This is a genomic window from Bacillus sp. CDB3, from assembly GCF_002081505.1.
GTDB lineage: Bacteria > Bacillota > Bacilli > Bacillales > Bacillaceae_G > Bacillus_A > Bacillus_A cereus_AT.
In genome coordinates this window covers 33,074-47,908 of sequence record NZ_ALBR01000066.1, presented here as the reverse complement: position 1 = coordinate 47,908, position 14,835 = coordinate 33,074, and the positions used below count along the sequence as shown (strand labels likewise).

Here is a 14,835-nt window from a genome sequence, read left to right as displayed (position 1 = left end):
GGGAATAATGTAAGTTTTACTTTTATCTAACAGGTTGAAATAATCCGAATAATAGAAAGTTAGAAAATAGTAAATAAAATAACTAATAAAAGGAAAAGAGTATGTAGTAAAAAATTCTAAAGCTATACAAGAAAACCTTCAAACTATGAATAGGTTAACTACTATATTCACAATTGTTACCAATGATGAGGTTTTATCAGGAGGGAAAATTTCCACATCCGTACTTAATGTAAATTATTTAGATGGAAATAGAGAAAGTTATAATAAAAAATATGATCAAATTGAAGCGGGATTTAATTATTATAATAAAGATCGACATATGAATATTAGATTTGTATATGGTGTATCAAAGGATAGTGTTTTTGAAAAAAATAAGGGGATATCAACCATCATACTGTTTATTGGCTTATATTTAGGTATTGTATTTTTAATAACGAGTATGGCTGTGTTAGCTCTTCAACAATTATCAGAAGCCAGTGATAGTATAGAGAGATATAAATCTTTAAAGAGAATTGGGTCAACTAGAAAAATGATTGATAAAACAATTTTCATTCAGACTTTAGTTTATTTTAGTCTTCCAGTTATGCTTGCCTTAATTCATTCAGTAACTGGAATTTATGTAGTCAATAATTATATAAATTTGTATGAAAATGCAGATATAAGTTTTTCAGCGTTCATGACTGTGTTAATCTTTATTGTAATTTATGCAGGATACTTCTATACCACATATATTGGGTATAAAAATATTGTAAAAAGCAATACTTGATTTTATAATGCTCATTAAGGCTATTACATCTTGTTTCTCAAGATGTAATAGCCTTATATTCTATATAGGGAGGGAACAGTCATGAAAAAAATCATTCTCATTGAAGATGATGAAATTATAAGAGAAGAGTTACAAATTTTTTTAAATAAGTATGGATATGAAGTAAAGGCTCCCGTAGATTTCAATCATATTATTGAATATGTAGAAAATGAAAATGCGAGCCTTATATTGCTAGACATAAATCTTCCTGTGTTCGATGGCTATTACATATGCAGAGAAATACGTAAAACTTCAGATGTTCCAATTATAATGGTTACAAGCAGAGATAGTGATGTTGATGAGCTAATGAGTATGAATTTAGGAGCAGACGATTTTATAACAAAGCCTTATAATACAGAAATATTATTAGCAAGAGTAACAAGTATTTTAAGAAGAGCACATGGAGGCGTAAAGACGAATAGCCTCTTGCATTATAAAGATTTTAATTTGAACCTTTCGAATGCAACGGTTACTTATCAAGACAAGTCTGTAGAGTTAACGAAAAATGAAGTGAAGATACTCTCCTGTTTAATGAATAATCGCGGTAATATTGTAAAAAGAGATTCACTTATGGAATCCTTATGGAAATCTGATTATTTTGTGGATGATAGCACCTTAACTGTTAATATAAATAGACTAAGAAAGAAGCTTGAAGAGATAGGTATAGAAAATCCAATTGAAACAAGAAGAAGGTTAGGGTATATAATGCCATGAATATAGGTGAATTTATTAAAGATAAAATGTTAGTAATAGTATCTAATGTACTGATATTTATTATACTGGCTAGTATATTGCTGATGGCGGATGTTCAGTTCATTATAATATTTTTTGCTTTTTGTATTTGGTTTTTTCCATTGATTTCATATATGGCTATAGAATTTATAAAATGTAAAAATTATTATAATGAGATTAATGGTATATTAGAAAATTTAGATAAAAAGTACCTACTTCCAGAGGTAGTAGAGGAAACAAATTTTATACATGGGGAAAAAATTAATTCTATACTTAGAGAAATTAGTAGGGATATGCATGAAAATGTAAAAAAATATAGAGATATGCAAATGGATTACAGAGAATATATAGAGACATGGGTGCATGAAATTAAGACACCAATAGCTTCTACAAAGCTAATAATTGAAAATAATCAAAATGAAGTAACTAATAAAATTGACTCTCAAATGGATCGAATCGAGGGATTTGTAGAACAGGTTCTGTATTATTCTCGAAGCAATAACGTTAATAAAGACTATATTATAAAGCCAATCAACCTTGATAATGTAGTAAGGAATGTAATTAAAAGAAACTATAGGGATTTTATTCATAAGAGAATAAAATTAGATATACAGGATATTGATGAAATCGTATATAGTGATGGGAAATGGGTTGAATTTATTATCAATCAAATAATAGGAAATTCTATAAAGTACTCAAATAACAAAGAATCAATGATACGTATATATTCAATTAAGAAAGCTAACTCCGTAATACTAACCATAGAGGATAATGGAGTAGGGATACTACCTAAAGATATAAATAGAGTTTTCGAAAAAGGATTTACTGGAGAGAATGGAAGGAGATTTAGCAAAAGTACAGGAATGGGCTTGTATCTATGCGAAAAACTGTGCTCAAAATTAGGATTGAAAATTGGTATTGAATCTGAAGTGAATAAAGGAACTAGAGTTACATTAATATTTCCTTTATCAGATATGGTAACTTTTGAGCCTTATTTATAAAAGAGATGCTGCCATCTTTCCTCGTATTTCGTATGAAACTTATAACAAATTTAAAACGGTATGAAAAGAATAGAAATTCTTTTCATACCGTTTTTATTACTTAGCTATTTTGTATATCGGTATATTTAATTGTGAATCGGATGGATGTTAATTTAGATTAGTTCTAGTAAAATTTTTAATCCTTTTTCTAATTCTTCAAATGATGCATACGCATAGGAAAGACGAATATGATGTAAATCGCCGGGTTCATATATATAACCTGGATTGATCAGAACATTTTGTTTAAGTAACTTTAGAAATAACGCCTTATTTACAATGGGCTCATGAAACCTGAGCCATATATAGAAACCACCCTCAGACTTTTTCCATGTAGCGACTTTTTGAAATTGCTGTTCTAATATTCCTTCTACAAATGTAGCTCTTCTTTTCAGTTGTTCACGAAGTTTAATCAGGTTCTTTTCATATAATCCCGATGATATCCAGTGCGAGACGATTTCTTGAGAAAAGGCGCTGGAACCATAATCCGTTTGCATTTTAATGTCAGCTAATTGCTTAATTACAGGTGAAGGTGCAACAATCCAACCAATCCGCAACCCTGGACTTAACGTTTTGGATACACTACCGATATAGAGCACTTGCCCTGATGTATCAAATGATTTCATGGCAGGGAAAGATGATTCAAATAATAGTTCATGATACACATCATCCTCAATAATCGGGATTTGTAGATCATTGCACGCATTGTATAGTTTTTTCTTCTCTTCCATCGACCAATTATATCCTGTCGGATTGTTTAATGTTGGTACACAATAAAATAAAGATTGTTTTTTTCTTTTAAGTGCGCGAAGATTGGCTGTTAAATGTCCATTTTTTGAAACTGTAATCATACGCATTCCGGCTGATTGAAAAGGGTGCACAGAATTCAAATAAGAAGATTGTTCTTGGAAAACAATGGATCCTTCTTCTAATAACCCAAATGCAATTAATTGAAGCGCTTGAAGTGCCCCTGAAACAATTAAAATGTTTTCTGGTCTTGTTTGAATGCCACGTTTTTTTAAATAACTACATAAAATTTCTCGAAGTTTTTCACTTCCTTGTGGTGATGAGTAGCCAATTGCCTTTGATTCAAGTGAAATTTGTTTTAGCGACTGTTCAATTTGTTTCGTTGGGAGTAAATCAGGGGATAATTCACCTGTTCCAAGACGGATAATATGATCCATTTGTTCGTATTCATTAATGAGTTGAATCGTATGATAGTTTGGTTTATGAATACTTGATTCAATGTGTTGCTGCCAATTCGGTTGAGCTTTATTCAAAAGTACACTCCACGAATTATTAGCTACAAATATTCCTGACCCCATTTTTGATTCAAGCAAACCATCTGCTTTTAATTCATCAAGTGCAAGCTGCACTGTACTTCGGTTCACATGAAATTGCGTTGCTAGCTGACGTTGTGTTGGAATCTTTGTTCCAACAGTCCAATCTCCTCGTTCAATATGAGATTTTATCCAATCTACAATTTGTTCTTGAACAGTCAAATGAGAATGACGATTTGGTTTCCAGTCCATATAATCCTCTCTTGAATTGGGTGGATAAAAAACCATCCAATTGGTTGTTTTCTTTTAGTTGTATCATAGTACGATAGTAATTGAAAGGGAGTTGATTATATGGAAGCCATTATTCATGGAATCATTTTAGCATTTGGACTTATTTTACCTTTAGGAGTACAGAATGTATTTGTATTTTCACAAGGAGCTACACAGCCAAGACTCATTCGAGCACTTCCAGCAACTATTACAGCTGCACTATGTGACACATTTTTAATTCTTATAGCTGTCTTTGGACTATCTGTTATTGTTTTACAATTTGAATGGCTACGACTTAGTCTAATGACTGCTGGAATTTTATTTTTACTTTACATGGGCTATGCTATTTGGAAGTCTAAACCCAACAATAGCGAGACAAATAAAGCATTACAAATCCGTCAACAAGTTATCTTTGCTTTATCAGTTTCTTTGTTAAATCCTCATGCCCTCTTAGATACAATCGGTGTTATTGGGACAAGTGCATTAAAATATGTTGGAACGGAACAAGTCTTGTTTACAATCGCATGTATTACAGTATCTTGGATTTGGTTCTTTGGATTAACGATTGCTGGTACAATTATGAAAAAGCTAGATAGTACAGGAAATGTAATGAACATATTTAATAAATGCTCCGCCATATTTATCTGGGGAACTGCTATTTATCTTTTTGTTGGGTTAATATAAATTTTTTATATTCAAAGGCAATTATTCACTGGGCTTTCTTCATTTCTAATCAAATAAAAAAGAAACTGCTCAAATCCAATTTCAAGATTTATCATCCAAAATAAGAGTCCCTAACATATTAAGGGTCACCATATCAAAAAAAGAAAATGGTTCGTTTGGACACAATTTAGACATGAAATATCCTGTTCCTTGTACGCTAAGGGACAGGATATTTATTTTGCTGTTTTATATCGTCTTTCGAGATGCGTTAACATAACAAAAATGTAAGGTTAATGTTATGTTAATCCGTGGCAGATTCCTTCGAAAAAGCGCAGAATAGGGAAAGGAAAAAGTGTAGGAGGATATATATGAGCAAACCAGTTGTAGACGTAAAAAACGTCCAAAAAGTGTACGGTAAAAAAGGTGAGAACCAATCACATGCGTTAAAAGGTGTTTCATTCTCAATTCAAGAGGGTGAGTTTGTTGGAATTATGGGACCATCTGGTTCTGGTAAAACAACATTGTTAAATGTAATTTCAACATTAGATAAAGCAACGGGCGGCGTTGTTGAAATTGCGGGTACGGATATTACAAAGATGAAGCAAGGTGAGCTTTCTGATTTCCGTTCACAAAAATTAGGATTCATTTTCCAAGATTTTAACTTGTTAGAAAACCTATCTATTTATGAAAATATTGCACTGCCACTTTCGCTTCAAGGTGTTCCGTCACGTAATATTGGACCAAAAGTTGAGAAAGTAGCGGGTATGTTAGGAATTACAGAAATTCTTCAAAAGTATCCATCTGAAGTATCTGGTGGACAAAAACAGCGTTCAGCAGCGGCACGTGCACTTGTGCATGAGCCAGCGATTATTTTAGGAGACGAGCCAACAGGATCACTTGATTCTAAAAATGCAACGAGTTTACTTGATGCGATGACAAACTTAAATGAGGAACAAGGCGTATCAATCATGATGGTAACGCACGATCCATATAGTGCGAGTTACTGTCAGCGCATTTTATTCATTCAAGATGGAGAGTTATATAAAGAAATTCACCGCATGGGTACGCGTGAAGCGTTCTACAAAGAAATTTTAGATGTACTTGCAGACTTAGGTACACAAAAAGCATAAGAAAGGAGGTTCAGGTATGTTATTTAAGCTTTCTATGTCAGGACTAACAAGTAAGCTGAAAGACTATATCGTCTTACTTGTTGGTCTTGTCATATCAATTTCAATTTTTTACATGTTTCAAACGCTGGGACTTAATGAAGCGTTTCTTAAATCGAATTCTACTATTGGTCATATTGTATTCGTCTTCCATGCTGGTACAGTACTACTAGCGATCATCACATTTTTCTACGTTTTGTATGCGAATTCTTTCTTGCTATCACTTCGTCAAAAAGAATTTGGTATGTATATGATGTTAGGAGCAAAAAAACAGAAGATTACGTTGCTTATGTTCATGGAAACAATCATTATTGGAGTAGCATCTCTTGTAATTGGAATCGTAGTTGGTGTAGGACTTGCAGAAGGAATTGGTCAATTACTTATGAAGCAGCTTGAGTTTACTGGAGGCGGTTATCAAGCATTTTATGTTCCGTCAATGACTGTTACTTGCATCTTCTTCTTTGTACTATTTGTGTTATCTGCAATTATGAATAGTATCAAATTATCACGTATTACAGTTCTGCAACTTGTACATGCAGATTCAAACACAGATCGTGTTTCTGTAAAAGGTGCGAAGACTGTTATCTTTGCGATATTGGGAATTATTTTATTAGCAATTGGCTATGCTTCTATGATTTACATGGATAAGTTAAGAAAATCTGGGATTTTTTATGCGTTATTTACTGTAACGCCCGGAACTTACCTGTTATTTGGAACGTTCCTACCCCTTATTATTAAAAAGCTGAAAAGTAATAAAAAGCGTACTGAAAAAGGACTGAATGCTTTTACATTTGCACAGTTAAACTTTCGTATTAACAGCTTAACAAAAGTACTAGCGACAGTAGCGATGTTAGTTGCGCTTGGAGCGGGAGCAATTTCAGGTGGTATGGCGTTTCAAAATAACGTAGCGCTTTCTGTAGATGTTGCTGAGATTTATGATGTTGCGATTCATAATCCGAAAGCTGAGGAAAAGAAAATATTAGACGGTATTACATTTAAGGAGAAAAGCGAATACCGCTATAAGACAGATGATAAATACGTTTATTATGTAAAAGAAGATTTAGAGAAAAATCGTCCTTTCGTACAAGATAGGGAAAAGATGAAAGCAGGAGTAAGGGATCTTGCTAAGTTGAAAAAAAGAGTTTCTGAAGAATTACCACTAGGAGATTTTTCTAGAAATTCACCGGAATGGAAGTATGCTTTCAAAACGCTGGAACCACCTTATGTTCATCCTAATCGAACAATTAAAATTGTCGATCAAAAAATGTATGATGGCTTGAAAGGTACAGATGGTACAGTATTCATTGGAAAAACAGATGATTTCTTAACATACAAAAAAGAATGGAAACAAATTGACGAGTTGCAGTTAATTAAATATAAAGATGTACATGTACACAGTTCTCAAATAAGTAAATACGGGATGTATAATGACATTTACGGTTTTTCGAGTGGGACAGTATTTATGGGCTTCTTCTTAGGGATTGCTTTCTTAGCGATGATGGCAAGCTGTTTAATGTTTAAAATTCTATCTGGTGCATCAAGCGATATTACGCGTTATCAAATGCTTCGTAAAATTGGTGTGCGCCGTGAATTATTAACAAAATCAATTTATAAAGAATTATTCTTAGTATTCTTATTCCCAGCGATTGTCGGGATTGTACACGTACTAGTGGGTATGAACATCTTCTCGACCTTCCTAGTCGATCCGTACTTCCGTATTTGGCTTCCAATTGTAATTTTCGTAGTCATTTACACAATGTACTACCTCATTACAGTTCAATTGTATAAAGGCATTGTTCTTCCGAAAGAGGACTAAGAATTAGAAAACAACAAAAACATATGAGGTGAAGGAATTGAAAAGATATATCGCACTTTTTAGTATTTTAGTCGTATTTGCAAGCCTGTTAGCAGGTTGTAATCTTAATCGTATGGGTAAAGATGAATATTATGTTCAAATTAAAACGGATGGAATTGAAACAACTTATGAAGGCAACACATCAAAAGACTTTAAGTATAAGTTAACTGGATTTGATAAAGAAGGTAAAGAAAAAGAATTAGAATTCAATGCTCAAAAAAACCTTCGTAAAGAAGCATTCCTACGCGTCTACTACTCTGATAAAGAAGGTAAAGAAGGTGTATCATCTTGGGAAGAAGTGAAGAAGGACGAGCTTCCTGCGAAAGTGAAAGAAAAATTAGCAGTAAAATAATGGTATTGTGAGACTTCTATATTAGAAGTCTCACAATACCATTGTACGTTTAGATATTACAAAATTGTAATGTTAATGTAAGAAAAATGAATCCCTCAATTGAAGGATACATGCTAAATCGATTATGTAATCAAGTGAAAGCGAAGGAATGTTACTATGAAAAAATATTTAGGGATTTTTGTATTATTTTTAATTTTTTTTGCAGTATGGCAAAAAGAGGAACTAGTCGGTTTATATGAAAAGGCGACAGCAAAAGAATATTATGTGCAGGTTCAAGGTAATGAAGATAAACAACAGCAGCCAACAACAAATGAGTATAAATTAAATGCATATAATAAAGATGGCGAAAAAGAAAAGGTTACTTTTTCTTTATTTGATAAGAAGTCTGAAACTCCCATATTTCTTCGTGTAAATGTATTAAAATCAACAGATTCTGAAGGAAATCACTTCGTTAAGAATTACGAAGAAGTAAAGGAAACAGAACTACCTGCGAAAGTGAAAGAAAAACTAGCTGCGAAATAATAGAGATAAAAAGGATTTGGCCTTAAAGGTCAAGTCCTTTTCTATTTTTAAAATCTTCTTCTGAAAATACCAGTCAGTGTAACGGTAAGAGGTGCATCTACACCATTATTAGATGCAGATCCAAGTGAATGTTGGAAAAGTTACACGTCTTTCCTATCGTCTTTCGAGATGCGTTAACATAACAAAAATGTAAGGTTAATGTTATGTTAATCCGTGGCAGATTATGCCGAAAAGGCGCAGAATAAGAAAAGTAAAAACAAGCTTAGGAGGACAACGATGAGTAAACCAGTTGTAGATGTAAAAAACGTTCAAAAAGTGTACGGCAAAAAAGGTGAGAACCAATCACATGCGTTAAAAGGAGTGTCATTCTCGATTGAAGAGGGAGAATTCGTTGGAATTATGGGACCATCTGGTTCAGGGAAAACAACGTTACTAAATGTCATTTCAACATTAGATAAAGCAACGGGCGGTGTTGTTGAAATTGCCGGTACGGATATTACAAAGATGAAACAAGGTGAGCTTTCTGATTTTCGTTCACAAAAATTAGGATTTATCTTCCAAGACTTTAACTTACTAGAAAATCTATCTATTTATGAAAATATCGCACTTCCACTATCTCTTCAAGGTGTTCCATCACGTAATATTGGACCAAAAGTCGAGAGAGTAGCGGGTATGCTAGGAATTACAGAAATACTTCAAAAGTATCCGTCTGAAGTATCTGGTGGACAAAAACAGCGTTCAGCAGCAGCGCGTGCACTTGTGCATGAACCAGCAATTATTTTAGGAGACGAGCCGACAGGATCACTTGATTCTAAAAATGCAACGAGTTTACTTGATGCGATGACAAACTTAAATGAAGAACAAGGTGTATCAATCATGATGGTTACTCACGATCCATATAGTGCAAGTTACTGTCAGCGCATTTTATTCATTCAAGACGGAGAGTTATATAAAGAAATTCACCGCACTGGTACGCGTGAAGCGTTCTATAAAGAGATTTTAGATGTACTTGCAGACTTAGGTACACAAAAAGCATAAGAAAGGAGGTTCAAGCATGTTAGTTAAGCTTTCTATGTCAGGACTAAAAAGTAAGCTGAAGGACTATATCGTCTTACTTGTTGGTCTTGTCATATCAATTTCAATTTTTTACATGTTTCAAACGCTGGGACTTAATGAAGCGTTTCTTAAATCCAATTCTACTATTGGTCATATTGTATTCGTCTTCCATGCTGGTACAGTACTACTAGCGATCATCACATTTTTCTACGTTTTGTATGCGAATTCTTTCTTGCTATCACTTCGTCAAAAAGAATTTGGTATGTATATGATGTTAGGAGCAAAAAAACAGAAGATTACGTTGCTTATGTTCATGGAAACAATCATTATTGGAGTAGCATCTCTTGTAATTGGAATCGTAGTTGGTGTAGGACTTTCGCAAGGAATTGGTCAATTACTTATGAAGCAGCTTGAGTTTACTGGAGGCGGTTATGAAGCGTTTTATGTTCCGTCAATGAATACTACTTGCATCTTCTTCTTTGCACTATTTGTGTTATCTGCAATTATGAATAGTATCAAATTATCACGTATTACAGTTCTGCAACTTGTACATGCAAATGCACAAACAGATCGTGTTTCTGTAAAAGGTGCGAAGACTGTTATCTTTGCAGTATTGGGGATTATTTTATTAGCAATTGGCTATGCTTCTATGATTAATATAGGTAAGTTAGAGGAAAAAGGGATTTTTATTGCGTTATTTACTGTAACGTTTGGAACTTATATGTTATTTGGAACGTTCCTACCCCTTATTATTAAAAAGCTGAAAAGTAATAAAAAACGTACTGAAAAAGGACTGAATGTTTTTACATTTGCGCAGTTAAATTTCCGCATTAATAGCTTAACAAAAGTACTAGCGACAGTAGCAATGTTAGTTGCGCTTGGAGCGGGATCAATTTCAGTTGGTATGGCTTTTAAAAATAATGTTATGCAAACTGTTGATGGTTTTGCAATATATGATTCAGTGGTTCATAACCCAACAGCAGAAGAAAAGAAAATCTTAGATGGTATTACATTTAAAGAGAAAAGCGAATACCGCTATAAGACAGATGATAAATACGTTTATTATGTAAAAGAAGATTTAGAGAAAAATCGTCCTTTCGTACAAGATATGGAAAAAATTAAAGCAGGAACGAAAGATCCTGCTAAGGTGAAAAAAAGAGCTTCTGAAGAACTACCACTAGGAGATTTTTCCGGAAATTCGCCAGAATGGAAGTATGCTTTCAAAACGCTGGAACCACCTTATGTTCATCCTAATCGAACAATTAAAATTGTCGATCAAAAAATGTATGATGGCTTGAAAGGTACAGATGGTACAGTATTCATTGGAAAAACAGATGATTTCTTAACATACAAAAAAGAATGGAAACAAATTGACGAGTTGCAGTTAATTAAATATAAAGATGAACATGTACACAGTTCTCAAATAAGTAAATACGCGATGTATAATGACATTTACGGTTTTTCGAGTGGGACAGTATTTATGGGCTTCTTCTTAGGGATTGCTTTCTTAGCAATGATGGCAAGCTGTTTAATGTTTAAAATTCTATCTGGTGCATCAAGCGATATTACGCGTTATCAAATGCTTCGTAAAATTGGTGTGCGCCGTGAATTATTAACAAAATCAATTTATAAAGAATTATTTTTAGTGTTCTTATTCCCAGCAATTGTGGGTATCGTTCACGTATTAGTAGGTATGAACATGTTTAAAGGTTTTGTACTTAATCCGTACTTCCGTGTTTGGATTCCAATTGTAATTTTCGTAGTCATTTACGCAATTTACTACTTCATTACAGTTCAATTGTATAAAGGAATTGTTCTTTCGAAAGAGGACTAAGAATTAGAAAATTAAACGTAAAGTAACTCCAAAACATACAATAAAAGTTGATTTTGGAGTTATTTTTTGTTTATTTCACTTTTTTTCGGAACTCTGCATCTAAAAGGTACATCCGTTGACCACGGCAAGACTTTATCCGTTTCCACTTTATTGTTTAAATCGATGTTTGGAAGCGTTTCAAACAAATAAAGAAGATAATGATAGAAACTTAGATTATTCGGTTCTGTTGCAAAGTTTGAAAAAAGTATAAACAGGTTAATAGTACATTATAGCTACAATTGTTTTTAGGAGGAATAATTATGTATAAAATTTTAATCGTTGAAGACGATCCAAATATCTCATCTTTACTGCAGTCTCACATTCAAAAATACGGTTATAAAGCTGTTGTTGCTGATAACTTTGATGATATTATGGCTGCTTTTAATAGCTTGAAACCTCACCTAGTGCTTCTAGATGTAAACTTGCCGAAGTTCGATGGTTTCTACTGGTGTCGTCAAATTCGTCATGAATCTAATTGCCCGATTATTTTCATTTCTGCACGTGCTGGTGAGATGGAACAAATTATGGCAATTGAAAGCGGTGCGGATGATTATATTACAAAGCCATTCTACTACGATGTTGTTATGGCAAAGCTTAAAGGTCAATTACGCCGAATGTATGGAGATTATGCACCAAACATATCGGAGCGTATTGTAGAAGTAGAAGGTTTAAAACTATACCCAGAACGACCAGAGATTCACTTCGGAAATGAACAAGTCCTTCTTACAAAGAAAGAAGCAATCTTAGCGGAAATGCTATTATCAAAACACCCACGTACAGCAAACCGTGATGATTTATTAGCTGCACTTTGGGATGATGAAAGATTCGTTGATGAAAATACCCTTAATGTAAACATTACACGCCTTCGTAAGAAATTCCATGAACTTGGTATTGAAAATGCAATTGAAACATTACGCGGATTAGGGTATCGTTTTAACGCAACTTGGAGTAAATAAAAATGAAATTATTTTGGAGAATTGACAACGATATCAGAAATCACAATTGAAAAAGCATATCTTGCACAAGGGACAACAGATTTATGTAAATTAATTGATGGACTATCGGTTATTGTAAAAGAAGAAGTTGGTTTAAATACTAACTTCTTTTTACATTTTTCGGAAAGTAAAAATAAGGTAAACGCATCCATGTTATTAAATGGAATAATCCTTATTTGTACTGAAAATACTACTATAAATTGTTAAAAAATGGATAAAGGATGTTTTTTCATGTTTAGAAAATGGATGAAAAAAGTGAAAAGTGTGAATGAATGTGAAAACTTCCAAAACGAAGAAATAAAATCTTTCTCTGCTAAAGTAGATGACAACATACTTTTTATCAAAAGTTCACTTGTTCATACAGAAGATCTCATTATTCATGATTTACCTGAACGTGGTTGTCTGCTTTTTATTGAATCCCTGGTCGATTTAGAAAAAATCTCCGATAAATTTTTAACTCGTATTAATAGCAGTAATGATGAAATCATATGTGACAAGAAAATCGATAACTTATATGATGTCACTAGCTTACTTTTAGATGGATATTCTATTTTCGTTTCTGAAGATAAGAACTACGCAGCTGTTTTCCATACTTCATCTGTTGAAAAGAGGGCGATTCAAGAGCCTTTAAGTGAAAAAGTATTAAGGGGTTCACATGATGGCTTTATTGAAGGTTTAGAAACAAACATCCAACTCATTCGAAGGTCCGTTAAAAATCCAAATCTAATGGTAAGATATATGACGTTGGGAGTATGGTTCCGCAAGATGTGATGAATGGGTATTATAAGAAAGGTTTGGAATTAACAATAGCAGAGTAACGAAAAATGAGGCAATCTAAAGCCTCATTTTTTCATGTACATAAAAATCTTTGTTATTTTCACATTAGTTCTTTATAGTATAGATATAAAGGATAACTAATATCGAATAAATATAACAAAAGAGCTTTATTTTACATAATAAGAGGATGTGTGTATACGATGTCATTACAGACAAAATATATAGCGGGTATTTCGCTTGGGGTTATGGGCGTAGGTTTTGCGGCTTCTATCCCTTTTCAAGGAACGGTAGCAGGGGAGATTATTCAAGGTGGATTTGAAGCAGGGTTAGTTGGTGGACTTGCGGATTGGTTCGCGGTTACAGCTTTATTCCGTCATCCGTTGGGAATTCCAATTCCACATACAGCATTATTACCTAAAAATCGGAAGCGGGTAACAAAGGGACTCGTTTCTACGTTAGAAAATGAATGGCTGACGAAAGAAAGTATTACAAGTAAAGTAAAAGAAATGCAGCTAGCACAAATGGTACTGCAAATTGCTGAGAAAGAAATGCAGTCTGATGCTGTGAAAAAAGGGATTGTAACAATTGCTGAGAAAGCGATTCTTCAAATAGATACGGAAAAATTAGCAGTTATTATTGAAAAAGAATTAAAAACATATTTGCATACAATTAACACAAGTAACATATTACAAGTTCTCGTGGATCAATTAGTTGTGCAAGAATATGATGAAAAGACACTTGATTACATATTAGTAAAAGTGAAAGATTGGACAGCGCAAGATGAAGCGCGTTACCAGCTCGGAAGCTTAGGCATGAAGGCGATGGAAAACATAAAAGTAGATGGATTCTTACAGTTTACTTTGAAATCGTTTATGAATATTGTAGATGAAGATAAAATTGGCGGTATTTTGCAGAAGTTTATTATTAGCAATATTAACAGCTTACAAGATGCGGATAATAGCACAAGACAACTTATATTAGCGAAAATTCGTCAAGAAATTATAAATGTAAAAGAAAATGAATCTTTACTGCAGGAATTAGAGAATTGGAAAGAAAAATGGATTGCAAATTGGGATGCTACTGACAAAATAAAAGAGATGCTAGAGCAAGTACAGAGTAGGGCAGTTACCTTTGTGAAAAATGAAGAATTTGCCGATAAATATGTTGTTCCATTCTTACAAACACAAATGAATAAAATAAAAGAAGACGAACTGACCGTTCAAAAAATAGAAGATTGGTTACAAAAACAAGTGGTTAATATTGTTGAAAAAAATCATTCGAAAATTGGAAAGCTTGTGCAAGAAAACCTTGATAAGTTAGATGATAAAACATTAATCGAAATGATTGAAAATAATGTCGGTAAAGATTTGCAGTGGATTCGTGTGAATGGGGCTGTTTGTGGTTTTATGATTGGATTAGTTTTAGAAGGAATAAAAGCGATTATATGAGAAA

The 14,835-nt window shown here is 33.2% G+C and carries 14 protein-coding genes and 1 pseudogene; 14 read left to right on the top strand and 1 reads right to left on the bottom strand.

What is annotated here, in order from left to right:
* Positions 1-85: 85 nt before the first annotated feature.
* The 3 genes and pseudogenes from CDB3_RS15560 to CDB3_RS15550 form a co-directional block, all read left to right on the top strand.
* Positions 86-766 (top strand): annotated as a pseudogene (locus CDB3_RS15560) (FtsX-like permease family protein); the annotation flags it as partial.
* Positions 767-847: 81 nt separating this feature from the next.
* Entirely contained in the window at positions 848-1,519 is a 672-nt protein-coding gene (locus CDB3_RS15555; RefSeq protein ID WP_128855132.1) for a response regulator transcription factor, read from the top strand.
* Positions 1,516-2,538: a sensor histidine kinase gene (locus CDB3_RS15550; RefSeq protein WP_128855131.1), complete on the top strand. Its 1,023-nt coding sequence runs from the start codon at positions 1,516-1,518 to the stop codon at positions 2,536-2,538. Before CDB3_RS15555 ends, CDB3_RS15550 begins: the two co-directional genes overlap by 4 nt.
* A 152-nt stretch (positions 2,539-2,690) precedes the next feature.
* Here the strand turns inward: CDB3_RS15550 and CDB3_RS15545 are convergent, their stop codons facing one another.
* On the bottom strand, positions 2,691-4,106 hold the full coding sequence (locus tag CDB3_RS15545; RefSeq protein ID WP_128855130.1) for an aminotransferase-like domain-containing protein: 1,416 nt from the start codon (positions 4,104-4,106) through the stop codon (positions 2,691-2,693).
* A 99-nt stretch (positions 4,107-4,205) separates the two neighbouring features.
* On the opposite strand from CDB3_RS15545, the gene CDB3_RS15540 reads away from it, so the two are divergent.
* The 11 genes from CDB3_RS15540 to CDB3_RS15485 all read left to right on the top strand — a co-directional run bounded on the left by CDB3_RS15540 (position 4,206) and on the right by CDB3_RS15485 (position 14,831).
* Entirely contained in the window at positions 4,206-4,808 is a 603-nt protein-coding gene (locus tag CDB3_RS15540; protein WP_128855129.1) for a LysE/ArgO family amino acid transporter, read from the top strand.
* Between the two features lie 347 nt (positions 4,809-5,155).
* Positions 5,156-5,917 (top strand): ABC transporter ATP-binding protein, encoded by a 762-nt coding sequence (locus CDB3_RS15535; protein WP_128855128.1) that lies wholly within the window; start codon positions 5,156-5,158, stop codon positions 5,915-5,917.
* A 16-nt stretch (positions 5,918-5,933) separates the two neighbouring features.
* Positions 5,934-7,769, top strand: coding sequence for an FtsX-like permease family protein (locus tag CDB3_RS15530; protein WP_128855127.1), 1,836 nt, complete (start codon positions 5,934-5,936; stop codon positions 7,767-7,769).
* Between the two features lie 28 nt (positions 7,770-7,797).
* On the top strand, positions 7,798-8,160 hold the full coding sequence (locus CDB3_RS15525; RefSeq protein ID WP_179139710.1) for a YxeA family protein: 363 nt from the start codon (positions 7,798-7,800) through the stop codon (positions 8,158-8,160).
* Between the two features lie 156 nt (positions 8,161-8,316).
* Positions 8,317-8,682 carry a YxeA family protein gene (locus tag CDB3_RS15520; protein WP_128855125.1) on the top strand — a complete coding sequence of 122 codons (366 nt, stop codon included), beginning with the start codon at positions 8,317-8,319 and terminating at the stop codon, positions 8,680-8,682.
* A 276-nt stretch (positions 8,683-8,958) separates the two neighbouring features.
* Entirely contained in the window at positions 8,959-9,720 is a 762-nt protein-coding gene (locus CDB3_RS15515) for an ABC transporter ATP-binding protein (protein ID WP_128855124.1), read from the top strand.
* 16 nt (positions 9,721-9,736) lie between these two features.
* Positions 9,737-11,572 (top strand): FtsX-like permease family protein, encoded by a 1,836-nt coding sequence (locus tag CDB3_RS15510; protein WP_128855123.1) that lies wholly within the window; start codon positions 9,737-9,739, stop codon positions 11,570-11,572.
* Between the two features lie 299 nt (positions 11,573-11,871).
* Positions 11,872-12,567 carry a response regulator transcription factor gene (locus CDB3_RS15500; protein WP_128855122.1) on the top strand — a complete coding sequence of 232 codons (696 nt, stop codon included), beginning with the start codon at positions 11,872-11,874 and terminating at the stop codon, positions 12,565-12,567.
* A gap of 21 nt (positions 12,568-12,588) precedes the next feature.
* The gene (locus CDB3_RS15495) at positions 12,589-12,813 is read left to right on the top strand and encodes a hypothetical protein (RefSeq protein WP_128855121.1); all 225 of its coding nucleotides are present in this window, start codon (positions 12,589-12,591) and stop codon (positions 12,811-12,813) included.
* 3 nt (positions 12,814-12,816) lie between these two features.
* Entirely contained in the window at positions 12,817-13,377 is a 561-nt protein-coding gene (locus CDB3_RS15490) for a spore germination protein (protein ID WP_128855120.1), read from the top strand.
* 206 nt (positions 13,378-13,583) lie between these two features.
* A complete protein-coding gene (locus CDB3_RS15485) occupies positions 13,584-14,831 on the top strand; it encodes a DUF445 domain-containing protein (protein ID WP_128855119.1) in 1,248 nt (415 codons plus the stop codon).
* The last annotated feature ends 4 nt before the right edge of the window (positions 14,832-14,835 follow it).

Coding starts and splice junctions, on each gene's coding strand:
- CDB3_RS15485 (WP_128855119.1), top strand. CDS start 13,584: ATGTCATTACAGACAAAATATATAGCGGGTATTTCGCTTGGGGTTATG.
- CDB3_RS15555 (WP_128855132.1), top strand. CDS start 848: ATGAAAAAAATCATTCTCATTGAAGATGATGAAATTATAAGAGAAGAG.
- CDB3_RS15510 (WP_128855123.1), top strand. CDS start 9,737: ATGTTAGTTAAGCTTTCTATGTCAGGACTAAAAAGTAAGCTGAAGGAC.
- CDB3_RS15490 (WP_128855120.1), top strand. CDS start 12,817: ATGGATAAAGGATGTTTTTTCATGTTTAGAAAATGGATGAAAAAAGTG.
- CDB3_RS15540 (WP_128855129.1), top strand. CDS start 4,206: ATGGAAGCCATTATTCATGGAATCATTTTAGCATTTGGACTTATTTTA.
- CDB3_RS15515 (WP_128855124.1), top strand. CDS start 8,959: ATGAGTAAACCAGTTGTAGATGTAAAAAACGTTCAAAAAGTGTACGGC.
- CDB3_RS15520 (WP_128855125.1), top strand. CDS start 8,317: ATGAAAAAATATTTAGGGATTTTTGTATTATTTTTAATTTTTTTTGCA.
- CDB3_RS15530 (WP_128855127.1), top strand. CDS start 5,934: ATGTTATTTAAGCTTTCTATGTCAGGACTAACAAGTAAGCTGAAAGAC.
- CDB3_RS15545 (WP_128855130.1), bottom strand. CDS start 4,106: ATGGACTGGAAACCAAATCGTCATTCTCATTTGACTGTTCAAGAACAA.
- CDB3_RS15535 (WP_128855128.1), top strand. CDS start 5,156: ATGAGCAAACCAGTTGTAGACGTAAAAAACGTCCAAAAAGTGTACGGT.
- CDB3_RS15500 (WP_128855122.1), top strand. CDS start 11,872: ATGTATAAAATTTTAATCGTTGAAGACGATCCAAATATCTCATCTTTA.
- CDB3_RS15550 (WP_128855131.1), top strand. CDS start 1,516: ATGAATATAGGTGAATTTATTAAAGATAAAATGTTAGTAATAGTATCT.